The following is a 22,722-nucleotide window of genomic DNA, read 5'->3' on the forward strand; positions in this document are numbered from 1 at the left end:
ACGTTCCCCTTAGTGGCTGGCCGCGGTGGCGCCCATTTCGTTGACCTGCTGGAAGGTGCTGAAGCGCTCCAGGGCGAACGGCTTGATCAGCTCCGGCACGCGGCCACCACTGGCCACCAACTCGGCCATGGTCTTGCCGCAGATCGGCGTCGACTTGAAGCCCCACGTACCCCAGCCGGCATCGAGGTAATAGTTCTGCACCGGCGACAGGCCCATGATAGGGCTGTAGTCCGGGGTCATGTCGGTGATCCCGGCCCACTGGCGCATCAGCTTGGCATTGGCCATGAACGGGAACATCTCGATGGCGTGGGCCAGCAGGCTTTCCTTGAGGTCGAGGGTCGAGCGGGTGTTGTACAGCGGGTACGGATCGGAGCCGCCGCCGAAGACGATTTCGCCACGGCTGGTCTGCTGCACGTAGCAGTGCAGGGCGGACGAACTCACCAGCGGGTCGAGGAACGGCTTGAACGGCTGGGTGACCATGGCTTGCAGCGGGTAGGTGTGGATCGGTGCGCGAATCCCGGCCTTTTGCAGCATCAGCGAGCTGGCGCCGGCGATGGCTTGCACCGCGCAGCCGCACTTCACCGTGCCGCGGTTGGTCTTCACCGCGGTGATGCGGCCGTGCTCGATGACCAGGTCCTGCACTTCGGTGAGCTGGTGGATTTCCACCCCGCGCTTGGCCGCCTGCTTGGCGTAGCCCCAGGCCACGGCGTCGTGGCGCGCGGTGGCGCCGTCGATGTGCCAGAGCCCGGCGATCACCGGCAGGTGACCGGGGTCGAGGTTGAGGGTCGGCACCAGTTCGCGGATCTGCTGGCGGTCGAGCATCTCGGTGCGGCCACCGAAGTGCTTGTTCACTTCGGCGCGCTGGCGGAAGGCGCGCACCGTGGCGTCGGTGTGGGCCAGGGTGAGCTGGCCGCGCTCGGAGTACATGATGTTGAAGTCGAACTCGTTGGAGAGCTCCTGGAACATCTTCACCGACTCGATGTAGAAGCGCACGCCTTCGCTGGTCAGGTAGTTGGAGCGGATCACCGCGGTGTTGCGTGCGGTATTGCCGCCGCCGAGATAGGACTTTTCCAGCACCGCGACATTGGTGATGCCGTGGTACTTGGCCAGGTAATAGGCGATGGCCAGGCCATGGCCGCCGGCGCCGATGATGACCACGTCGTAGGACGGCTTGAGTTCGGTCGGCGGCGGCAGATCGACTTCCGCCGGGTATTCGGAGCTCAGGCCGTATTTCAGGAGATTGAAGGGCATGCGGCCTCCGGATGCTCAGCGAAAGTGACCGACGCCGGTTGTTGCAGGCGGGCGGCGGTCAGGGTGTTTTTCATCAGGAAGGCGATGGTCATCGGGCCGACGCCACCGGGCACCGGGGTGATGGCCGAGACGGTGGGCAGGGCGCTGTCGAAATCGACGTCACCCACCAGCCGCGAGCGTTCGCCTTCGCTGATGCGGTTGATGCCGACATCGATCACCACCGCGCCGGGCTTGAGCCAGTCGGCGTCCACCAGGCGCGGGCGGCCGACGGCGGCGACGACGATGTCGGCCTGGCGGCACAGTTCCTTCAGGTTGGCGCTGCGCGAATGGACCACGGTCACCGTGCAGTGCGCCTTGAGCAGCAGCGCGGCCATCGGCTTGCCGACGATATTGGAGCGGCCGATCACCACCGCGTGCAGGCCGGCGAGGTCGCCGCAGGTGTCGTGCAACAGGCGCAGGCAGCCCGCGGGCGTGCAAGGCGTGAGCACGTCGCGGCCCTGGCTGAGGCCGCCGACGTTCTCGGCGTGGAAGCCGTCGACGTCTTTCAGCGGGTCGATGGCCTGGAGCACGCGGGTTTCGTCGATATGCCCCGGCAGCGGCAACTGCACGAGGATGCCGTGCACGTCGCGGTCGGCATTCAACTGCGCGATCAGCGCCAGCAGCGCGGATTCATCCGTCTCCGCCGGCAGTTTGTGTTCCAGCGAGCGAATGCCGCATTCCTCGGCGCGCAGCACCTTGTTGCGCACATAGACCTGGCTGGCAGGGTCCTGGCCGACCAGCACCACCGCCAGCGCGGGGGTGATGCCTTCGGTTTCCATCGCCTGCACCTGGCTTTTCACTTCGGCGAGGACGCGGGCGGCGGCGGCCTTGCCGTCGATGATTTTGGGGGAGATGGGCGTGTTCACCGGAAGATCACCGTGCGGTCGTCGTTGAGGAAGACCCGGTGCTCCAGGTGGTATTTCACCGCCTTGGACAGGGCCACGGTTTCGGTATCACGGCCTACGTTGACGAGGTCGTCGGACAGGTAGCTGTGGTCCACGCGCTGCACTTCCTGCTCGATGATCGGGCCTTCGTCGAGGTCCGAGGTCACGTAGTGCGCGGTGGCGCCGATCAGCTTCACGCCGCGGGCGTAGGCCTGGTGGTACGGCTTGGCGCCCTTGAAGCCGGGCAGGAACGAGTGGTGGATGTTGATGGCGCGGCCGGCAAGCTGTTTGCACAGGTCATCGGAGAGGATCTGCATGTAGCGGGCGAGCACCACCAGCTCGGTGCCGGTTTCTTCGACGATCTGCAGCAGCGCCGCTTCCTGTTGCGACTTGGTGTCCCGGGTCACCGGCAGGTAGATGAAGCGGATGCCCTCGCGTTCTGCCATCGGGCGCAGGTCGAGGTGGTTGGAGACGATGGCGGTGATCTGCATGTCCATCTCGCCCTTGTGGTGGCGGTAGAGCAGGTCGGCGAGGCAGTGGTCGTATTTGCTGACCATCAGCAACACGCGCATCGGTTGCGAACTGCCGTGCAGGCTCCACTGCATGTCGAGGCGCCGGGCCACCGGGTCGAAGCCTTGCTCGACCTCATCGATGTCGCCTTCGTAGTGATCGTTGAAACGGAACACCGCACGCATGAAGAAACGCCCGCTGGTCTCGTCGTCGAACTGCGACATTTCGCTGATGTAGCAGCCTTTTTCCGCCAGGTAAGTGGTAACCGCCGCGACGATGCCGGACGTTGCCGGACAACTGATCTTGAGGATGTAGTGGCTGGTGGCGTGTTGCATTTCAGGTCCTCGGGTGGAGTGGCGGCAGCTCTCGCAAGGCGGAAATTTCAGCGGTGAAGCGACGTTTTGTCGGTGAAGATTATTTATTGGTGGGAATAAAATATTCCTTTTGCGCTTTTATAGGCGAAAGGAAGGTGCAGGTCTAGCCTGTGGGGAAAATTTTTATCTTGGTAGGAAACTTTTGCGAGGGTGACGCTGGGCATGTTTCGCGACGGCTCGACGCCGTCGCGATCAGCACTTCATTCGTTGCCGTAATTCATCACCGACAACAACCGAATCGGCACCTGCACCAGCTTCTCCGGCCCATGCGGCACATCACCGTCGAAGGTCAGGCTGTCGCCGGCCTGCATGTGATAGAGCTGGTTGCCATGCCGGTACACCAGCTCACCTTCCAGCAGGTGCAGGAACTCGGTGCCGGGGTGGGCGAAGGTCGGGAACTCTTCGCTGGCGTCATCCATGCTCACCATGTACGCCTCGAAATTCTTCTTCGGGCCACGGGTGTGGTTGAGCAGGTGGTAGGTGTGGCCTTTCTCGGTGCCGCGGCGCACCACTTCCATCCCTTCGCCGGCCTTGACCAGGATGGCGTTGCCGTCCGGCTGGTCATATTGGCTGAACAACTTCGACATCGGCATGCCCAGCACGTCGCACAGGCGGCTGAGGATATCCAGGCTGGTGGACACCTGGGCGTTTTCGATCTTGCTCAACATGCCTTGGCTGATCCCGGCGATGCGCGCCACATCGGCCAGTTTCAGCTCCTGGGCCTGGCGCTCGCGGCGGATCTGCATGCCCAGGTACTGCTCCAGGCGAAGGCGAGGCGGGGTCTCGGTATTCACGGTCGGTCAATCCTGCTTGTTTTCGGTTCAGGAAATTTAATTTCGCACTGAGAAAGTGCAAAAAAGATCCCGGCGCCGGGTCAGGGCGCCGGGACTTTCCTCGGGTGAAAGAGAGTTTCCCATATAAACAGCAGACCGGTGCAACGCCGGGGCCATTTCTGTTGGCCGCTGAAAAATTGGCAAGGGCATTGCATTCCTGCAAGGAAACTAAATTTCCTGATTGGAATTCACATGATCCAGGCCAGCTTCCCACCGCGGGTTTCGCTTCTTCGGGCACAGATGCTGGCGCGTTCCGTCCTTGTTCGCCTGCCTTCTATCGACCGCCTTGCCCTTTTCCAGGAGTGAAGAATCATGTTGCCAGTTGAAACGCAGCGCATCATCGAACAGCACGGCATCAAGTACGTGCTGGCCCAGTTCGTCGATATCCATGGCGCCGCGAAGACCAAATCCGTTCCGGTCAACGGGCTCAAGGCGGTGGCCGAGGACGGTGCCGGTTTCGCCGGCTTCGCCATCTGCGGCATGGGCATGGAACCCCACGGTCCGGACTTCATGGCCAAGGGCGACCTGTCCACGCTGGTGCCGGTGCCCTGGCAGCCGGGCTACGGCCGGATCGTCTGCATCGGCCACGTCAACGGCGAGCCCTGGCCCTACGACACCCGCTACGTGCTGCAACAGCAGGTGCAGCGCCTGACTGACAAAGGCTGGATCCTCAACACCGGCCTGGAACCGGAATTCAGCCTGTTCCGCCGCGACGCCGGCGGCAAGCTGCAACTGGTGGACGCCTCGGACAACCTCGACAAGCCTTGCTACGACTACAAGGGCCTGTCGCGCTCGCGGGAATTCCTCGAGCGCCTGACCGAAGCGCTGCAGCCGGTGGGCTTCGACATCTATCAGATCGACCACGAAGACGCCAACGGCCAGTTCGAGATCAATTACACCTACAGCGACGCCATGGAGTCGGCGGACCGCTTCACCTTCTTCCGCATGGCCGCCGGCGAGATCGCCAATGACATGGGCATGATCTGCTCGTTCATGCCCAAGCCCGATCCGAAGCGCGCCGGCAACGGCATGCACTTCCACCTGTCGATCGCCAGCGCGACCAACAAGAACCTGTTCCACGACCCGAGCGACCCGAGCGGCATGGGCCTGTCGAAAATGGCCTATCACTTCGCCGCCGGCCTGCTGGCTCATGGCCCCGCGCTGTGTGCCTTCGCCGCGCCGACGGTGAACTCCTACAAGCGCCTGGTCGTCGGTCGCTCGCTGTCCGGCTCGACCTGGGCCCCGGCGTTCATTGCCTTCGGCTCCAACAACCGTTCAGCGATGGTCCGCGTGCCTTACGGCCGCCTCGAATTCCGCCTGCCGGACGCTGGCTGCAACCCGTATCTGGTGACCGCCGCGATCATCGCCGCCGGCCTCGACGGCATCGAGCGCCAGTTGGAACCGGACTTCGTGTGTAACGAGAACCTCTACAACCTCAGCCTCGAAGAAATCGCTGCTCGCGGCATCAAGACCCTGCCGCAGTCGCTCAAGGAAGCCACCGACGCCCTGGCCGCCAACCCGCTGTTCCGCGAAGTGCTGGGCGCCGGGATCGTCGACGAGTTCATCCGCCAGAAACGCATGGAATGGGTGGAGTACAGCCGCCACGTCTCCGACTGGGAGATCCAGCGTTACACCGAATTTTTCTGACAACCACTCCAATTTCATCTGCCCCAAGGAGACATGCCATGTGCGGAATCGTTGGCCTTTACCTGAAGAAGCCCGAGCTTGAAGGCCAGCTCGGCAAACTGTTCGAACCCATGCTCGAAGCCATGACCGACCGCGGCCCGGACAGCGCCGGCTTCGCTATCTACGGTGATGAAGTCGCCGACGGCTGGGTCAAGCTGACCCTGCAGGCCACCGACCTCGGCTACGACTGGAAACACCTGATGGGCGAGCTGGAAGGCCGCCTCGGCTGCTCGCTGGACTGGTTCCAGAACGCCAGCGCCGCCGTGCTCAAGGCCCACAGCGCCGAGGAACCGGTGCGCACCGCCCTCGCCGAACTGGCCCCGGACGTGCGCATCATGAGCGCCGGCCAGAGCATCGAAATCCTCAAGGGCATGGGCCTGCCGCGAGAAATCTCCGAGCGCTTCGGCCTCGCCGGGATGAAAGGCAGCCACATCATCGGCCACACCCGCATGGCCACCGAAAGCGCCGTGACCATGGAAGGCAGCCACCCGTTCTCCACCGGCGCCGACCTGTGCCTGGTGCACAACGGCTCGCTGTCCAACCACTTCCGCCTGCGCCAGGAACTCAAACGCGAAGGCATCACCTTCGAGACCGACAACGACACCGAAGTCGCCGCCGGCTACCTGACCTGGCGCCTGCGCCAGGGCGACAGCCTGAAAGAGGCGCTGGATAAATCCCTCGAAGACCTCGACGGCTTCTTCACCTTCGCCATTGGCACCCGCAACGGCTTCGCCGTGATCCGCGACCCGATCGCCTGCAAGCCGGCGATCCTTGCCGAGACCGACGACTACGTCGCCATGGCCTCCGAATACCAGGCGCTGGCCAGCCTGCCGGGCATCGACAAGGCGAAAGTCTGGGAGCCCGAACCCGCCACCATGTACATCTGGGAACGTGCCTGAGGAGCCCCGCACATGAAAACCATCGACCTTTCCAGCGCCACGGTGCGTGAACTGAACCAGACCCTGCACGGCGAGGTGCAGGACCGCGAGTGGCTGGTCAGCCACCCGGACGGCAAGCACAACCTGGCGGTGGGCCTGAACCAGGCCGTGAGTATCGATATCCAGGGCCACGCCGGCTACTACTGCGCCGGCATGAACCAGAAAGCCTGCATCACCGTGCACGGCAACGTCGGCGTCGGCGTCGCGGAAAACATGATGTCCGGCTCGGTGCGGGTCAAAGGCAGCGCTTCCCAGGCCGCCGGCGCCACCGCCCATGGCGGCCTGCTGGTGATCGAGGGCGATGCCGGCGCGCGCTGCGGGATTTCCATGAAGGGCGTCGACATCGTGGTCGGCGGCAGCATCGGCCACATGAGCTGCTTCATGGCCCAGGCCGGGCGCCTTGTGGTCTGCGGCGATGCCGGCGATGCGCTGGGCGATTCGCTCTACGAGACGCGCATCTACGTCAAGGGCACGGTCAAGTCGCTGGGCTCGGACTGCATCGAGAAAGAGATGCGCGCCGAGCACCTGAGCGAACTGGCCGAGTTGCTCAACCGCGCCGGCTTCGCCGAAGACCCGGCGAGCTTCAAACGCTACGGCTCGGCTCGCCAGCTTTACAACTTCAAAGTCGATAACGCATCCGCCTACTGACCTGCGGCGAGGAGTATTCCCATGAGCGAAAAACAACCCCCTGTGCTGCGCGAGTCCGCGACCTTCGACCGCCTGACCATCCAGGAAATCCAGCGCGCCGCCGAGACCGGCATCTATGACATCCGCGGTGGTGGCACCAAGCGCAAGCTGCCGCACTTCGACGACCTGCTGCTGCTCGGCGCCTCGGTGTCGCGCTATCCGCTGGAAGGCTACCGCGAGAAGTGCGGCACCGACGTCGTGCTCGGCACCCGCTTCGCGAAGAAGCCGATCCACCTGAAAATCCCGGTGACCATCGCCGGCATGAGCTTCGGCGCGCTGTCGGCCAACGCCAAGGAAGCACTGGGCCGTGGCGCCACCATCGCCGGCACCAGCACCACCACCGGTGACGGCGGCATGACCCCGGAAGAACGCGGCCAGTCGCAGCACCTGGTCTATCAGTACCTGCCGTCGCGCTACGGCATGAACCCGGATGACCTGCGCAAGGCCGACGCCATCGAGATCGTCCTCGGCCAGGGCGCCAAGCCGGGCGGCGGCGGCATGCTGCTGGGGATGAAAGTCACCGAGCGTGTGGCCGGCATGCGCACCTTGCCGATCGGCGTCGACCAGCGCAGCGCCTGCCGTCACCCGGACTGGACCGGCCCGGACGACCTGGCGATCAAGATCGCCGAGCTGCGGGAAATCACCGACTGGGAAAAACCGATCTACGTGAAAATCGGCGCCAGCCGCCCGTACTACGACGTCAAGCTGGCGGTGAAGGCCGGTGCTGATGTGATCGTCCTCGACGGCATGCAAGGCGGCACCGCGGCGACTCAGGAAGTGTTCATCGAGCACGTTGGCATTCCGATTCTTCCGGCCATTCCGCAGGCGGTCCAGGCGCTGCAGGAGATGGGCATGCACCGCAAGGTTCAGTTGATCGTGTCGGGCGGCATCCGCAACGGCGCCGACGTCGCCAAGGCCATGGCATTGGGGGCAGATGCGGTGGCGATCGGCACCGCGGCGCTGGTGGCGCTGGGCGACAACCATCCGCGGCTGGATGAAGAACTGAAGAAAATCGGTTCGGCGGCGGGTTACTACGACGACTGGCAGAACGGCCGCGACCCGGCGGGCATCACCACCCAGGACCCGGAACTGTCCAAGCGCCTCGATCCCGTGGAAGCGGGGCGTCGTTTGGCGAATTACCTGCGGGTGCTGGTGCTGGAAGCGCAGACCATGGCGCGGGCGTGCGGCAAGTCGCACCTGCACAACCTTGACCCCGAGGATCTGGTGGCGCTGACGGTGGAAGCGGCGGCGATGGCGCGGGTGCCGTTGGCGGGGACCAGTTGGGTGCCGGGGCAGCAGTACTGATCTAAGGGTGGGGTGTTTGATGTGCATGCCGGGTGATGGGGTGCGTGCTTGAGATCGAGCGCCGCGCGGGCGGCGCTCGATCTTGAGCGCGCAGACAATCTACTGACGTGCACCAGAACTCCCCTGCTCAGGACTCCGGCGGCATCGGCAACAACAGCCGTGCTGTCACCGGCAAATGATCGGAAATCTCCAACGTGTCCTGCTGCAACACCTGCGCATTCACCCGACGCAGTTTCGGGCTGTGGAACAGGTAATCCAGCGTCCGGTCCGGCCCGTCCAGTTGCGGGTCATTGGGGAAATGGGTCAGCCACGCCGAACGATCGGCGCCGGTGGCTTCGGCATTGCCGGGGATCATCGGGTACTTGTCCCACAGCACATGCAGCTCACTGTCCGCCGAATAGAACTGGCGCTGTTCCGGCTTCAACCGCCGGTACTGCCCCAGCGGCAGCAGATTGAAATCCCCACCGATCAACCACGGCGTGCCCTGGCGTTCGAACTGGTCGAGCAATCGCTCCAGCTCGGCGACCTGGCGCGCCTGCACGTCGCTGCCCGGTTCATGCTGCGCCAGTTGGGTGTTGAGCACCGCCAACTGACCGCCCTCGCGCAACGGCAGGTAGCTGACCAGCACCGCCTGTTGCGGCTGGAGCAAACGGCTCAGGAGGTTGTCGGACGCCCGCGGCAACTGGATCCGCTGCGCCTGCTGGATCGGGTAGCGGCTGAGGGTGGCGAGGGTGCGGCCGACGCTGCCGGCGATATGCCAGTCGGGGACGAATTCGGCTTTCCACTGGTACGCCTGGACGGCGCAGGGGTAAAGGTCGGCGAGACGTTCGCGCAGCAGGGCCAACTGGTCCTGGTAATCGCTGGCCTTGGCGTTGTTGTCCAGCTCCTGAAGCAGGACGATGTCCGGCTGCTCGGCGCGGATCACCCGCGCCACTTCATCGAGGTTGACGGCCAGGTCCTGTTCGGTGGGGCGGCGGTCGTCGCCCTTGGCCTCGTCATACCAGAACACATAGCGCTTGCCCGCCAGGTACTGCACGTTCCAGCTCATCACCTTGAGCTGCTGGCCGGGAATCAGCGGCTTGGCCGGGGCGGTGCAGGCCACCGGCACCGTTTCTTCCGGCTCCGGTCGCCAACCCGCCTGCCAGGCCAGCAGCCAGAGCAGGACGGCGATCAACAGCAGTATCAGCAGGAGGTTGCGCAGTAGTCGGGTCATCGGGCTCGGCAAGGTCGGGTGTGACGATTGAGCATAGCCCCGGGGTTCAGGAACGCGCCGGGGTGGACTCGCTTATCAGCATGAACAGGCGGAACAGCACCACCGTGCTGAACAGTTGCACGAAGCTGTTGAGCACATTGACCAGCAGTTCCAGTACCGGGCTGACCTGCTCGGGCAGCATCGCCAGGGTAAGCCCGTTGAACAGCCAAAGCGGCGCCATGACCCCGAGCATGCACACCAGGATCCGCCAGAAGTGGCCGTTGACCATCTGGAAGCTCTCGCGCATGGCGGCGATCGGCGCGCGGCCTTGCAGCACCAGCAGGTACTCGGCGAACACCAGATTGGTCATCACCCAGATGCCGGGCAGGATGAACAGCGAGATGCCCGCCATGATCAGCAGCGAGCTGAGCAGCACCAGCAGGGCGAAGGACGGCCACAACTGCAGGGCCCGCGCCATCAGGTTGCGCTTGAGCGGCTCATGGCCGTCACTGCGGGCGTCGAGATAAAGGATCAGGGCGGCGCTGTACAGCGGGTAGAACAGCAGCCCCACCAACAAGCCGTAGGCGGGCGAGGCTTCATCGCCCAACTGGCCGTAGAGCAATTGAGTGCACAGGGCCTCGATGATCACCAGCGGCAGGCACAGGCCGGCGATGCTGATCAGGTGGCGGCGGAAGAAATACAGGGAGTCACGCAGAACGCTGAGCGGATTCATGGGTCGTTTTCGAAGTCCAAAGCAAGCGGCCACTTTAGCGCAGGGGCCGAATCTGAACAAAGTTTCATGCCGGTGTCGCATTGAATTGGCGATGCTTGTCTTCATGTTCACTGCAACCGTACTAGAGAGGTCGCGTCATGAATCACGAAGAACAAACCCTGATCGATGGCCTGTTCGCCAGGCTGCGCCAGGCCGAAGCCGAAGGCGCACCGCGGGATGCCCAGGCCCAGGCTCATATCGCGGGCCTTGTTCAGCAACACGCCGCCGCGCCGTACTACATGGCCCAGGCGATCCTGGTCCAGGAGGCTGCGATCAAGCGCCTCGACGAGCAGAACCGGCAGTTGCAGACCGAATTGGCGGCGGCAAAGGCCCAGGCCGCCGCCGCCGCGAGTGCGCCGGCGCAGCAAAGCAGTGGTGGTTTCCTGTCGAGCATCTTCGGTTCCGGTACCCGTCCGGCGCCGAGCCAGCCTGCGGCTGCGCCGGCCCCTTCGAGCGGCGGCGGCTGGCGTGATGGTCCTGGCAGCGCTCCGCAATCCAACTGGGGTGCGCCACCTGCGCCGGCGCCCCAGGCGGCCCCGGCCCGCAGTGGTGCCAGCAGCTTCCTCGGCGGTGCGTTGCAGACTGCGGCCGGCGTGGCCGGTGGCGTGATGCTGGCGCAAGGCATCAGTAGCCTGTTCCACCACAATTCGCAGCCGGAAGAAATTGTCGAAGTCATCAAGGAAGAGCCAGCGCCGACCAGTGATCACGGCGGCTGGAATGATGACAACCAGCGCTATACCGCCGATAACGGCAACGACGCGGGTTTCACCGACACCGGTTACAACGACGACGGTGGCGGTTTCTTCTCCGACGACGATTACGTCTGATCGCGACGGTTCGGCGCCCCGACAAGCTCGCTCCTATGGCACCCGTTGGAGCGAGCTTGCTCGCGATTGCCCTCCAAGGGCGGCATACTGGGCGCCCTTGTTGGCTCAAACCCGGTGTGAAAGGAGGTGGAAGTGAAGAAAATCGCGCTGTTCGTCGATGTCCAGAACCTCTACTACACCGTCCGCCAAGCCTATGGTTGTCATTTCAACTACGCCGCCTTCTGGGCCGACGTCAGCCGTGATGGCGAGATCGTCGAGGCCTTCGCCTACGCCATCGACCGTGGCGACAGCAAGCAGCAGCAATTCCAGCAGATCCTTCGCAACCTCGGTTTCACCGTCAAGCTCAAGCCTTATATCCAGCGCAGCGATGGCTCGGCCAAGGGCGACTGGGACGTGGGCATCACCCTGGATGTGGTGGACGCCGCCGCCCGGGTCGATCAGGTGGTGCTGGCGTCCGGCGACGGCGATTTCGACCTGCTGCTGGAACGCATCATTCAGCGCCATGGCGTCGAGGCCGTGGCCTACGGCGTGCCGGGGCTGACCGCGAATTCGCTGATCCGCGCCGCCACGCGCTATGTGCCCATCGACGGCGCGCTTTTGCTCAAGCATTGAGGTTTTTTCGTGGAACGTATCGCTGTCATCGACTTTGAAACCACCGGCATCACCCCGGGCGCGAGTTGCCGCGCCACCGAGGTGGCGGTGGTCATGCTGGAGCGGGGCCGCATCGTCGAGCGCTACCAGAGCCTGATGAATGCCGGCGTGCCGGTACCGGCCTTCGTTGCCGCGCTGACCGGCATTACCACGGCGATGCTGCGCAGCGCGCCGCCGGTCAATCAGGTGATGAACGAAGTCGCCGAGTTCGTCGGCGACACGCCGCTGCTGGCGCACAACGCCGCCTTCGACCAGAAATTCTGGGACTACGAACTGAGCCGTATCGGCCGCAGCCGCAATCAGTCCTTCGCCTGTTCGCTATTGCTGTCGCGGCGCCTGCTGCCGGCGGCGCCGAACCACAAGCTCGGCACCCTGACCCGCTGGGCCGGCCTGCCAGACACCGGCACCGCGCACCGGGCCATGGCCGACGCCGAGATGGCCGCCAACCTGTTGCAACACCTGGTCGGCGAACTGCGCCAGACCCACGGTGTGCAGGAGCTGTCCCACTCATTCCTGTGCCGCCTGCAGAAAGTCCCCGCCGCGAAAATCCGCGAAGCCCTGAGCAAACACCGCTAAGCCTTTTTCTCCAGTTGCCCCAGCGGCACCCGCCGCTCGACGGCGCTGGAGAGGATGATCGAGGTCTTGCTGAAACCGAACTGCGCCACGCGGTTGATCAGCTCTTCCAGCTCCGGCATCGACCCCACCGCCGCCTGCATGATCACGCAGGGATCGCCGGTGACCCGGTGGCATTCGGTGAGCTGGGGAATCTGCGTCAGCGCTTCATAGGCTTGCTGGTTGCCGTGGCTGGCCAGGCGCAGCTCGATCACGCACTGGATCGGCAGGCCGATCTTGCTCATGTCGACCTTGGCCTGATAACCGGTAATCACCCCGCTGGCTTCCAGCTTCGCCACCCGCTCGGCCACCGCCGGGGCCGAGAGGTTGACCGTGCGCGCCAACTGGGCGAAGGAGGCGCGGCCGTTTTCCAGGAGGGCGGCGAGGAGCATGCGATCGTACTTGTCCATGGGGTCTGCAAAGGGCCTTGTGAAAACAAAGGGAAACACCTGAAAGATCCGTTTTTTCGAAAGTCCAGGTGCTCGATAAGCGTTTTTTGAAACTTAATTTTGCCGGTGAAGCTTTCTAAACTAACGCCACAACAACTCAAATTCGAGCCCCCCATGCCTGCCTCCCGTCGTTTTCCCTGGTTATTGATCGGTGCGTTCCTTGCCCTCTATCTGGTCTGGGGGTCTACCTACCTGGCCATTCGCATCGGTGTCGAGTCATGGCCGCCGATGCTGATGGCGGGTGTGCGCTTCGTAGTGGCGGGGGCGCTGCTCTACGGTTTCCTGCGCTGGCGCGGGGTGCCGGCGCCGACCTGGCAACAGTGGAAGGCGGCGGGGATGATCGGCGTGCTTTTGCTCAGTTGCGGCAACGGCGGGGTGACGGTGGCCGAGCACGCGGGCGTCGCGTCCGGCGTGGCGGCGCTGGCGGTGGCCACGGTGCCGCTGTTTACCTTGCTGTTCGGACTGTTCTTCGGGCACCGCAATACCCGTCTGGAATGGGGCGGGATCTTTCTCGGGCTGCTCGGCATCGGCTTGCTCAACCTCGGTTCCAACCTGCAGGCCAGTCCGCTGGGCGCGGCGCTGATCCTGTTCGCGGCGGCGTCCTGGGCGTTCGGCTCGGTGTGGAGCAAGAGTCTGCCGCTGCCCCAAGGTCCGATGGCCAGTGCGGCGGAGATGCTGGTGGGCGGCGTGGCCTTGTTGGCGGCGAGCGCGTTCAGCGGTGAGCGCATGACCCAGATGCCCACCGCCGCCGGCTGGGGTGCGCTGGCCTACTTGGTGGTGTTCGGCTCGATCCTGGCCTTCAGCGCCTACATGTACCTGCTCAAGCATGTGCGCCCGGCGGCGGCCACCAGCTATGCCTACGTCAACCCGGCGGTGGCGGTACTGCTGGGCATCGCCTTCGCTGGCGAGCAGATCGGCGCCGAGGAATGCCTGGCGATGGCGGTGATCATCGGCGCGGTGGTGCTGATCGGCATTCCGCAGTGGCGCAAGACGCCGGTGACGCCGCCCGCGCCCGAGGTGCTGAAGGGCGAGATGTCCGGAACTCGGTGATCCGGGGCCGAACAGGGTAAACTTCGCGCCATTGCACGAATCCCCTGACGGTATTTCCATGACATTCGCCAAACTCGGCCTGATCGAACCGCTGCTGCGCGCCCTCGAAGGCCTGAACTACACCACCCCGACGCCGGTTCAGGCCGAGGCCATCCCCGCCGTGCTGGCCGGTCGCGACCTGATGGCCGCGGCCCAGACCGGCACCGGCAAGACCGCCGGTTTTGCCTTGCCGCTGCTGCAGCGCCTGACGATGGAAGGCGCCCAGGTTGCCAGCAACTCGGTCCGCGCCCTGGTGCTGGTGCCGACCCGCGAACTGGCCGAGCAGGTGCACGCCAACATCAGCGAATACGCCGAGCACCTGCCGCTGCGCACCTACGCGGTGTACGGCGGGGTCAGCATCAACCCGCAGATGATGAAACTGCGCAAGGGCATCGACCTGCTGGTGGCGACGCCTGGCCGTCTGCTCGACCTGTTCCGCCAGAACGCGGTGAAATTCAACCAGCTCCAGGCGCTGGTGCTGGACGAAGCCGACCGCATGCTCGACCTCGGTTTCGCCGAAGAGCTGCGTTCGATCTACGCCGCGCTGCCGGCCAAGCGCCAGACCCTGCTGTTCTCCGCCACCTTCTCCGACGAAATCCGCCTGATGGCCGGGCAGATGCTCAACGACCCGCTGAGCATCGAAGTCAGCCCGCGCAACGTCACCGCGAGCACGGTGAAGCAGTGGATCGTGCCTGTGGATAAAAAGCGCAAGACCGAGCTGTTCTGCCACCTGCTGCGCAAGCAGCGCTGGAGCCAGGTGCTGGTGTTCGCCAAGACCCGTAACGGTGTGGATCAACTGGTTGAGCGTCTGGTCGGCCTGGGCATCAATGCCGACGGCATCCACGGTGATCGTCCGCAGGCAACCCGCCAGCGTGCGCTGGACAGTTTCAAGGCGCGGGAAACCCAGATTCTGGTGGCCACCGACGTCGCGGCGCGGGGCCTGGATATCGATGACCTGCCGCTGGTGGTGAACTTCGATTTGCCGATCGTGGCCGAGGATTACATCCACCGCATTGGCCGGACTGGCCGCAAGGGCAATACCGGCGAAGCGCTTTCCCTGGTCTGCGCTGATGAAGTGCAATTGCTTTCGGCAATCGAAACCCTGACCCGCAAGACCTTGCCGCGTCATATGGAGCCGGATTTCGAGCCGGATCACCGGGTGCCGGAGACTGATGCCAGCGGACAAATCCTGAAAAAGCCGAAGAAACCGAAGAAGCCCAAGCAGAGCGGCGCGAAAGGCAGCCTCGGGCGCTGGACCGACAGCGGCGATGCGCCGGTGCCGGCGAAGGCGGTACGCAAGGTGCCGGCGTTCAATACCGGGCCTAAGAAGCGTAAGCCTTAAGAAGTTCTTTGCTTGTTCGGGCCTATCGCTGGCAAGCCAGCGATAGGCCCGAACAATGAATCGATAATCACCGGTTTTTCAGCCAGTCGAGAGCACCCAACCCCGCCACCCGCCCACTGGCAAAACACGCCGTCAGCAAATACCCCCCCGTCGGCGCCTCCCAGTCCAGCATCTCGCCGGCACAGAACACCCCCGGTATCGGCTTCAGCATCAAGCCTTCATCCAGCGCTTCGAACTTCACCCCGCCAGCACTGCTGATCGCCTCATCCAGTGGCCGCGGCCGCACGACCACTATGGGCAATGCCTTGATCGCCGCCGCCAGCCGTTGCGGGTCAGCGAACACCTCCGGCCCGGTCAATTCCCGCAGCAGCGCCGCTTTCACGCCGTCCAGGCCCAACTGACCGTGCAGGTGCTTGGCCATGGAGCGCGAGCCCCGCGGCTTGCTCAGCGCGGCGGCAATTTTATCCACAGGCTTGTTCGGCAGCAGGTCCAGCAGCAGGGTGGCGCTGCCGTCGCGGTTGATGCTTTCGCGGACCTGCGCCGACCAGGCATACACCAGGCTGCCTTCGACGCCGCCTTCGGTCAGCACGAATTCACCCAGGCGCGGCGCCTGGCCGGGCAGGCTGAGGGCGATGTTCTTCAACGGTGCACCGGCGAATTTCTGTTTCAGCAGGTCGCTCCACGCTGCCACCTCGAAACCGCTGTTCGCCGGCTGCAAAGGCGAGATATCCACACCCCGCTCAGCCAGCAGCGGCAACCAGGCGCCATCCGACCCCAGCCGCGCCCAGCTGCCGCCGCCAAGCGCGAGGATCACCGCGTCGGGTTTTACCGCCAGTTCGCCCTGTGGATAACCGATCCGCAGCGCGCCATCGTCATTCCAGCCCAGCCAGCGATGGCGGGTGTGGATAACTACGCCAGCGTCGCGCAGGCGCTTGAGCCAGGCGCGCAGCAGCGGCGCGGCTTTCATATCGGTGGGGAACACCCGCCCCGAGGTGCCGACGAAGGTGTCGATGCCCAGGCCGTGAATCCAGGCGCGCAGGGCGTCGGCGTCGAAGCCTTGCAGCAGCGCGGCGATGTCTTCGCGGCGCTCGGCGTAGCGGGAAATAAAGGCGGGGTAGGGCTCGGAGTGGGTGATGTTCATGCCGCCGACGCCGGCCAGGAGAAACTTGCGTCCTACCGAGGGCATGGCGTCGTACAGATCGACGCGAACCCCGGCCAGGCTGAGGACTTCCGCCGCCATCAGGCCGGCGGGGCCGCCGCCGATAATGGCAACGTGGGCGGGGGGAGTGGTGGAGGCGTCGGTCATGGTGGCGGCAGGCTGGGGATAAAAGAGCCGGCCATTCTACCCGAGGCGGGCCACAGGCGGCACTGTACAAAAAATGCTCAAGTGCCGCGCATGCCCGGTTTCAAAGGACCAAATGGGCTTTCGCTCAGGTTATCCACAAGCGGTTCCACAGTCATTGTGGGTAATCCAGCACCCGTTGCGCGCTGTGATGGAGGATGCCGTGGCGGCGGGCGAGGGCTTCGCGGTCCTTGCTGTAGCCGCCGCCGATCACGCCCACCACCGGGATATCGCGGCCCAGACAATGGCGCAGCACGCAGGTATCCCGCGCGGCCAGGCCCTCGTCGGTGAGTTGCAGGTAACCCAGGGCGTCGTCCTTGTGCACATCCACGCCGGCGTCGTAGAGCACCAGGTCCGGCTGGTAGAGCGGCAGCAGGTAGTTCAGCGCATCGTCCACCACCTTCAGGTAGTCGGCGTCGCCCATGCCGCGGGGCAGGGGAATGTCCAAGTCGCTGCGGGCCTTGCGCGCGGGGAAGTTTTGTTCGCAGTGCAGCGACACGGTGATGGCATCCGGCGTGTGTTCGAGAATCCGCGCGGTGCCGTCGCCCTGGTGCACGTCGCAGTCGAAGATCAGCACCCGGTGGACCCGGCCGGCCTCCAGCAGGTAATGGCTGATCACCGCCAGGTCGTTGAAGATGCAGAAGCCGGCCGGGTGATCGTAATGGGCGTGGTGGGTGCCGCCGGCCAGGTGGCAGGCGATGCCGTGTTGCAGCGCCTGTTCCGCCGCCAGCAGCGAACCGCCCACCGCGCGCACGGTACGCCGCGCCAGGGCTTCGCTCCAGGGCAGGCCGAGGCGGCGCTGGTCCTCGCGGGACAGTTCGCCGCTCAGGTAGCGCTCGATGTAGCCGCGGTCGTGGGCCAGGGCGAGGATGTCGTTGGGGCAGATTTCCGGGCGCAACAGCGCCGCGTCGGTGGTCAGTCCGCTGTCGATCAGGTGGTCGTGCAGCAGGCGGAACTTGTCCATGGGAAAGCGATGTTCGGCAGGAAATTCCGGGCTGTAGTCGTCGTGATAGACAAGAGGCAGGCGCATGGTCGGTCCGCTGGTGGAGATCGGCCGATCTTGCCAGTTGCCCGGTGACGTGCGCCAGCGCCGGGCGATGCTGGCCATGCAGGGCCAGCATTGGCTGCCTACGCTGTAGACTGCGAGGCCGTGATTTGGGAGCCGTGATGACGCCAATACTCGAACTGGAAAGTGCGCGCCTGCTACTGCGCCAGTGGCAGGACGACGACTTGAAGGAGTTCGCCGCCCTGTGCGCCGATCCGCAGGTGATGCGTTATTTCCCCGCGCCGCTGACCCGGCTGGAAAGCGCCGCGCTGATCGGCCGTGTGCGTGGGCATTTCGCCGAATACGGCTTTGGCCTCTGGGCGCTGGAGCGCAAGGACACGGGCGCCTTCATCGGCATGACCGGCCTGGCCAAGGTCAGCTTCGACGCCGACTTCACCCCGGCGGTGGAAATCGGCTGGCGCCTCGCCCGACGTCACTGGGGCCTGGGTTTTGCCAGCGAGGCGGCCTGGACATCCCTGCGCTGCGCCTTTGCCCAGATCGGCCTGAAAGAAGTGGTGTCATTCACCAGCCGCGACAACCTGGCGTCGCAGAAGGTGATGCAGGCCGTTGGCATGCAGGCCGACCCTGCCGGCGACTTCGACCACCCGAAACTCGAAGCTGGCCATCCGCTGCGCCCCCATGTGCTGTACCGCATCAACCGCGCCCAGTGGCAGTCCACCTTGCGCGGCTGAATCAGCGAACATACAGGCCAGTAATGACAGATCCTGTATCATTTGCCGCCTTGCGCCCTGCTTTGGAGAATCTCGAATGAGCCACGTGTTGGACGATCTGGTCGATCTGTTGAGTCTGGAAGCGATCGAGGAAAACCTCTTCCGCGGCCGTAGCCAGGACCTTGGCTTCCGCCAGCTCTACGGTGGCCAGGTGCTCGGCCAGTCGCTGTCGGCCGCCAGCCAGACGGTCGAAGAAGCGCGCCACGTGCACTCCCTGCACGGTTACTTCCTGCGTCCGGGTGACGCGACCATGCCGGTGGTCTACTCGGTGGACCGCGTGCGTGACGGCGGCAGCTTCAGCACCCGGCGCGTGACGGCGATCCAGAAGGGCAACCCGATCTTCACCTGCAGCGCGTCGTTCCAGTACGACGAAGAAGGCTTCTCGCACCAGGGGCAGATGCCCGAGGTGGTTGGCCCGGAGAACCTGCCATCGGAAGTGGAGCTGGCCCAGTCCATGGCCGAGCACCTGCCGGAGCACATTCGCGACAAGCTGCTGTGCGCCAAACCCATCGAGGTGCGCCCGGTCACCGAGAAAGACCCCTTCAATCCCAAGCCCGGCGATCCGGTGAAGTACGCCTGGTTCCGCGCCGACGGCACCCTTCCTGACTCCCAGGCCCTGCACAAGTACATGCTGGCCTACGCCTCGGACTTCGGCCTGTTGACCACCTCGCTGATGCCCCACGGCAAATCGGTCTGGCACAAGGACATGCAGATCGCCAGCCTCGATCACGCGTTGTGGTTCCACGGCAACCTGCGCACTGACGAGTGGCTGCTGTATGCGATGGACAGCCCGTGGGCCGGCAATGCCCGTGGTTTCGCCCGCGGCAGCATCTTCAACCGCGCGGGGCAGTTGGTGGCGTCGTCGTGTCAGGAAGGGCTGATTCGCCACCGCAAGGACTGGACATGAGCCTCGCCGAGATTCGTCACTGGGTGTTCGACATGGACGGCACCCTGACGGTGGCCGTGCATGATTTCGCGGCGATTCGCGAAGCGCTGGGCATTCCCGCCGAAGACGACATCCTCACCCACCTCGCCGCGTTGCCGGCGCAGGAAGCCCAGGCCAAGCATGCGTGGTTGCTGGAGCACGAGCGGGACCTGGCGATCGCCTCGAAACCGGCGGTGGGCGCGGTGGAGCTGGTGCGTGAGCTGGCGGAGCGGGGGTGTCAACTCGGCATCCTGACCCGCAATGCGCGGGAACTGGCGCACGTAACCCTGGACGCCATCGGCCTGGCCGACTGCTTCCCGGCGGACAGCGTGTTGGGCCGCGATGAAGCGCCGCCGAAACCGCACCCGGGCGGGCTGTTGAAACTGGCCGAGGCCTGGGAGGTGGCGCCGGCCAGGATGGTGATGGTCGGTGACTACCGCTTCGACCTCGACTGCGGCCGCGCCGCCGGAACCCGTACGGTGCTGGTGAACCTGCCGGACAATCCCTGGCCGGAACTGACGGACTGGCATGCGGCGGATTGCCGGGCGTTGCAGCATTTGTTGGCGGGCTGAAGGCGGGGGCTGCTCAGTTCATTTTGTTGGGGCCTCAATCGCTGGCTTGCCAGCGATGGGCCGCTAAGCGGCCCTTGGATCTTCAGAACTCCCAGCGCGTCGTCACCATCACATTGCGCGGCTCGCCGTAGTAGGTGGTGTCGAAGTTCCCCAGCCCGCTCAGGTAGCGCTTGTCGAACACGTTGTTGGCATTGAGCGTGAAGCTCAGGTGTTCGTCGTACTGGTAGCGGCTCATCAGGTCCACCAGGGTGTAGCCGCCCTGTTTGATGCGGCTGTAGTCGCTGAGCACCGGGTTCCAGATGTTGCCGTAGAACGCGCTCTGCCAGTTCACGCCGCCGCCCACGGTGACCTTCTCCAGCGCGCCGGGCAGGCGGTAGGTGGTGAACAGGCGGATCAGGTGCTCGGGCTTGCTGGTGCTCATCGGGAAGCCAAAGATGCGCTGCTCGTCGGCGTCGCGGGTGCGGGCGTAGGTGTAGCCGGCGCTGATGTTCCAGCCGTCCAGCGGCTCGCCGGCCACTTCCAGTTCCAGGCCTTTGGTGGTGGCGCCGTCGGTGGCTTTGTAGATCCCTTCGTTGGTCACAGGGTTAGTGCCGATCGACTCGGCGACGTTGTCCTGCTCGATGCGGAACAGCGCCAGGCTGGCGTTCAGTTTGCCGCCGAGGAACGCTGCCTTGAGGCCGGTCTCGTAGCTGTCGCCTTCCACCGGATCGAGGGTTGCGCCGTTGATGTCCTTGTTGGTCTGCGGCTGGTAGATCGAGGTGTAGCTGGCGTACACCGACCAGGTGTCATCGAGGTCGTAGACCACCCCGGCGTAGGGCGTGACCACGCCATGCTGCTCATAGCTGGCCTGGCTGTCCTGGAACATCGGGTTGAGGCCGTCGTAGTTGTAGTCATCGTCGTACTTGAAGTTGCTGACCCGGGTGCCGAGGATCACCGACAGGTCGTCCACCGGCTTCAGGCGGGTGGCGATGTAGGCGCCGTTCTGTCGTTTGTTCTGCTCGTACTTGCCGTTCTTCGGGAATACCGGACGGTCGATATCGCCCTGCCAGTCGTAGATGCTGCCCGGCACCATGGAAAACAGGCTGGTGTCGTAGGTGGCGCCGGTCTGGCGCGAGGTGGAGTTGTTGAAGCCGACCACCAGCTCATGCTCGCGGCCGAACAGGCTGAACGGCCCGGACAGGCTCAGGTCGGCGCTGTTCTGCACGCGATGGCCTTCCCAGCGACCCCAGTAGAAGAACATGCCGTCGCCCGTGGCGCGGTCCGGGTTGCCGCCGCTGGCCGAGGCCAGGCGGGTGTCGTGGTCGGACTGCATCTGGTTGAGGCTGAGCTTGAGCGTCCAGTCGTTGGCCAGCGCCTGTTCCAGGCTGGCGAAGTAGGTGCGGCTCTGGAAATCGCGGCGGCTCCAGTCGGCGCCGGGGTTGAACGAGCGTGAGAAATCGGTGCGCCCGCCGTCGGCGAAGAACACCGGGTTGCCGGTCCAGGACGTGCCGCGCGGTGTGGTGGTCTGCTGGTCGATGCCGACGGTCAGCAGGGTGTCGGGGCTGAGGTCGGCTTCGAGAATGCCGTACCAGACTTCCTTTTTCTGCTGGTAGTGGTCCTGGTAGCCCTTGCGGTCTTGTTTGGCGCCGACGAAGCGACCGCGCAGGCTGCCCGAGTCGTTGAGCGGGCCGGAGATGTCGCCTTCGCCACGGTAGTTGTCCCACGAGCCGGCGCTGCCGGTCAGCGAGGCCTGGAATTGCGCGGTGGGCTTTTTGCGGATCAGGTTGACGGTGGCCGACGGATCACCCGAGCCGGTCATCAGGCCGGTGGCGCCCTTGAGCACTTCGACGCGGTCGTAGGTGGCCATGTCGACCTGGGTCACGCCCTCGTTGTAGACACCGTCGTAAACGGTGTTGACCCCGTCGTACTGGTAGTTGGTGATGACCATGCCACGGCTGGAGAACTCGGTGCGGTCGCTGTCGTAGACCTGGCCGGCGACGCCGGGGGTGTTGCGCAGCACGTCGGCGATGCTCTTGGCGCCCTGGTCGTCCATTTGCTGGCGGGTGACCACGGTCACCGATTGCGGCGTTTCGCGGATCGACAGTGGCAGCTTGGTGGCGGTGCGGCTGACGCCGGTGGTGTAGCTGCCGGAGTGTTCGGTGGTTTCGCCAAGCCACTGGCCGTCGATGCTGGTGGCGCCCAGTTCCACTGCGCTGCCGTCGCCGGCCGGGATCAGCACATAGCCGCCGTTGCTCTGGCGCTGGGCGCGCAGGCCGCTGCCGGCCAGCAAGCGCGCCAGGCCGTCTTCGACGCTGAAGTTGCCCTGCAGCCCGGCGGACTGGCGGCCTTGGGTCTGGCGGGCATCGAAGGTCAGGGTGATCCCGGCGCGGGTGGCGAACAAACTCAGGCTGGTGCCCAGCGGACCCGCGGCGATCTGGAACTGCTGGCTGGCGCTTTGTGCCATGGCCTGGCCGGGCGCGACGCTGAGCAGCGGCAGGGAAACCATGGGCAGGCCGAACAGCGCCAGGCGGACAGCACGAACCAGGGGGATGGACGCTCGCGGGAAGAACGGGGGCATGCGGTGTTCCTTTCGGGGTGGCGGGGTGGAGGGCGGTTGTTTGGGCAATGGGCCCTTCGCGAGCACGCTCGCTCCTGTAGGTGCGAGCTTGCTCGCGCAGGGTGTCGAC

Annotated in this window: 22 protein-coding genes; 12 read left to right on the forward strand and 10 right to left on the reverse strand. The window is 64.9% G+C overall.

Annotated features, from left to right (window positions below; translation table 11 throughout):
* Window positions 1-9: 9 nt before the first annotated feature.
* From NTD82_RS12640 to NTD82_RS12655, 4 genes are all read right to left on the reverse strand, one after another.
* Window positions 10-1,251: an FAD-dependent oxidoreductase gene (locus NTD82_RS12640; RefSeq protein WP_095159288.1), complete on the reverse strand. Its 1,242-nt coding sequence runs from the start codon at window positions 1,249-1,251 to the stop codon at window positions 10-12.
* A complete protein-coding gene (gene folD, locus NTD82_RS12645) occupies window positions 1,233-2,144 on the reverse strand; it encodes a bifunctional methylenetetrahydrofolate dehydrogenase/methenyltetrahydrofolate cyclohydrolase FolD (protein ID WP_410017047.1) in 912 nt (303 codons plus the stop codon). The genes NTD82_RS12640 and folD overlap by 19 nt, the downstream gene beginning before the upstream one ends.
* A gap of 8 nt (window positions 2,145-2,152) precedes the next feature.
* On the reverse strand, window positions 2,153-3,019 hold the full coding sequence (gene purU, locus NTD82_RS12650) for a formyltetrahydrofolate deformylase (protein ID WP_262128974.1): 867 nt from the start codon (window positions 3,017-3,019) through the stop codon (window positions 2,153-2,155).
* A 239-nt stretch (window positions 3,020-3,258) separates the two neighbouring features.
* On the reverse strand, window positions 3,259-3,852 hold the full coding sequence (locus NTD82_RS12655) for a helix-turn-helix domain-containing protein (protein ID WP_095159286.1): 594 nt from the start codon (window positions 3,850-3,852) through the stop codon (window positions 3,259-3,261).
* Between the two features lie 351 nt (window positions 3,853-4,203).
* Between NTD82_RS12655 and glnT the strand changes: the two genes are divergently transcribed.
* From glnT to NTD82_RS12675, 4 genes are read left to right on the forward strand one after another with little or no spacing between them, the layout of a single operon-like run.
* A complete protein-coding gene (gene glnT, locus NTD82_RS12660) occupies window positions 4,204-5,538 on the forward strand; it encodes a type III glutamate--ammonia ligase (protein ID WP_262128975.1) in 1,335 nt (444 codons plus the stop codon).
* A 38-nt stretch (window positions 5,539-5,576) separates the two neighbouring features.
* Complete coding sequence (locus tag NTD82_RS12665; RefSeq protein ID WP_262128976.1) at window positions 5,577-6,476, forward strand: class II glutamine amidotransferase; 900 nt, start codon at window positions 5,577-5,579, stop codon at window positions 6,474-6,476.
* Between the two features lie 12 nt (window positions 6,477-6,488).
* Window positions 6,489-7,163, forward strand: coding sequence for a protein glxC (locus tag NTD82_RS12670; RefSeq protein ID WP_095159283.1), 675 nt, complete (start codon window positions 6,489-6,491; stop codon window positions 7,161-7,163).
* 21 nt (window positions 7,164-7,184) lie between these two features.
* A complete protein-coding gene (locus NTD82_RS12675) occupies window positions 7,185-8,507 on the forward strand; it encodes an FMN-binding glutamate synthase family protein (RefSeq protein WP_262128978.1) in 1,323 nt (440 codons plus the stop codon).
* 127 nt (window positions 8,508-8,634) lie between these two features.
* Here NTD82_RS12675 and NTD82_RS12680 read toward each other — a convergent pair whose 3' ends face one another.
* Together NTD82_RS12680 and NTD82_RS12685 are read right to left on the reverse strand one after the other, a co-directional pair.
* Complete coding sequence (locus NTD82_RS12680; protein ID WP_262128979.1) at window positions 8,635-9,720, reverse strand: endonuclease/exonuclease/phosphatase family protein; 1,086 nt, start codon at window positions 9,718-9,720, stop codon at window positions 8,635-8,637.
* A 46-nt stretch (window positions 9,721-9,766) separates the two neighbouring features.
* Window positions 9,767-10,432, reverse strand: coding sequence for a hypothetical protein (locus NTD82_RS12685; protein ID WP_262128980.1), 666 nt, complete (start codon window positions 10,430-10,432; stop codon window positions 9,767-9,769).
* A gap of 137 nt (window positions 10,433-10,569) precedes the next feature.
* Between NTD82_RS12685 and NTD82_RS12690 the strand changes: the two genes are divergently transcribed.
* From NTD82_RS12690 to NTD82_RS12700, 3 genes are all read left to right on the forward strand, one after another.
* Entirely contained in the window at window positions 10,570-11,298 is a 729-nt protein-coding gene (locus tag NTD82_RS12690; RefSeq protein WP_095159279.1) for a DUF2076 domain-containing protein, read from the forward strand.
* A 132-nt stretch (window positions 11,299-11,430) separates the two neighbouring features.
* Complete coding sequence (locus NTD82_RS12695) at window positions 11,431-11,910, forward strand: NYN domain-containing protein (protein WP_095159278.1); 480 nt, start codon at window positions 11,431-11,433, stop codon at window positions 11,908-11,910.
* Between the two features lie 9 nt (window positions 11,911-11,919).
* The gene (locus tag NTD82_RS12700) at window positions 11,920-12,525 is read left to right on the forward strand and encodes a PolC-type DNA polymerase III (RefSeq protein WP_095159277.1); all 606 of its coding nucleotides are present in this window, start codon (window positions 11,920-11,922) and stop codon (window positions 12,523-12,525) included.
* On the opposite strand, the gene NTD82_RS12705 is transcribed toward NTD82_RS12700, so the two are convergent.
* Window positions 12,522-12,971 (reverse strand): Lrp/AsnC family transcriptional regulator, encoded by a 450-nt coding sequence (locus NTD82_RS12705; protein ID WP_095159276.1) that lies wholly within the window; start codon window positions 12,969-12,971, stop codon window positions 12,522-12,524. The two genes, NTD82_RS12700 and NTD82_RS12705, sit on opposite strands and share 4 nt — an antisense overlap.
* A gap of 153 nt (window positions 12,972-13,124) precedes the next feature.
* Between NTD82_RS12705 and yedA the strand changes: the two genes are divergently transcribed.
* A complete protein-coding gene (gene yedA / locus NTD82_RS12710) occupies window positions 13,125-14,060 on the forward strand; it encodes a drug/metabolite exporter YedA (protein ID WP_095159275.1) in 936 nt (311 codons plus the stop codon).
* Window positions 14,061-14,118: 58 nt separating this feature from the next.
* A complete protein-coding gene (locus NTD82_RS12715) occupies window positions 14,119-15,441 on the forward strand; it encodes a DEAD/DEAH box helicase (RefSeq protein ID WP_262128981.1) in 1,323 nt (440 codons plus the stop codon).
* Between the two features lie 67 nt (window positions 15,442-15,508).
* On the opposite strand, the gene NTD82_RS12720 is transcribed toward NTD82_RS12715, so the two are convergent.
* Together NTD82_RS12720 and NTD82_RS12725 are read right to left on the reverse strand one after the other, a co-directional pair.
* Window positions 15,509-16,747 (reverse strand): TIGR03862 family flavoprotein, encoded by a 1,239-nt coding sequence (locus NTD82_RS12720; protein ID WP_262128982.1) that lies wholly within the window; start codon window positions 16,745-16,747, stop codon window positions 15,509-15,511.
* 151 nt (window positions 16,748-16,898) lie between these two features.
* Window positions 16,899-17,813, reverse strand: a complete 915-nt coding sequence (locus NTD82_RS12725) for a histone deacetylase (RefSeq protein WP_262128983.1) — start codon at window positions 17,811-17,813, stop codon at window positions 16,899-16,901.
* A 137-nt stretch (window positions 17,814-17,950) separates the two neighbouring features.
* Between NTD82_RS12725 and NTD82_RS12730 the strand changes: the two genes are divergently transcribed.
* The 3 genes from NTD82_RS12730 to NTD82_RS12740 all read left to right on the forward strand — a co-directional run bounded on the left by NTD82_RS12730 (window position 17,951) and on the right by NTD82_RS12740 (window position 20,056).
* Window positions 17,951-18,520 (forward strand): GNAT family N-acetyltransferase, encoded by a 570-nt coding sequence (locus NTD82_RS12730; RefSeq protein ID WP_262128985.1) that lies wholly within the window; start codon window positions 17,951-17,953, stop codon window positions 18,518-18,520.
* Window positions 18,521-18,596: 76 nt separating this feature from the next.
* Window positions 18,597-19,466 (forward strand): acyl-CoA thioesterase II, encoded by an 870-nt coding sequence (gene tesB / locus NTD82_RS12735; protein ID WP_095159977.1) that lies wholly within the window; start codon window positions 18,597-18,599, stop codon window positions 19,464-19,466.
* Window positions 19,463-20,056: an HAD family hydrolase gene (locus tag NTD82_RS12740; RefSeq protein WP_262128988.1), complete on the forward strand. Its 594-nt coding sequence runs from the start codon at window positions 19,463-19,465 to the stop codon at window positions 20,054-20,056. Before tesB ends, NTD82_RS12740 begins: the two co-directional genes overlap by 4 nt.
* Before the next feature lie 82 nt (window positions 20,057-20,138).
* Here the strand turns inward: NTD82_RS12740 and NTD82_RS12745 are convergent, their stop codons facing one another.
* Complete coding sequence (locus NTD82_RS12745; protein ID WP_262128989.1) at window positions 20,139-22,613, reverse strand: TonB-dependent siderophore receptor; 2,475 nt, start codon at window positions 22,611-22,613, stop codon at window positions 20,139-20,141.
* Window positions 22,614-22,722: the final 109 nt, after the last annotated feature.

Source organism: Pseudomonas sp. 5P_5.1_Bac1, assembly GCF_025466015.1.
Taxonomy (GTDB): Bacteria; Pseudomonadota; Gammaproteobacteria; order Pseudomonadales; family Pseudomonadaceae; genus Aquipseudomonas.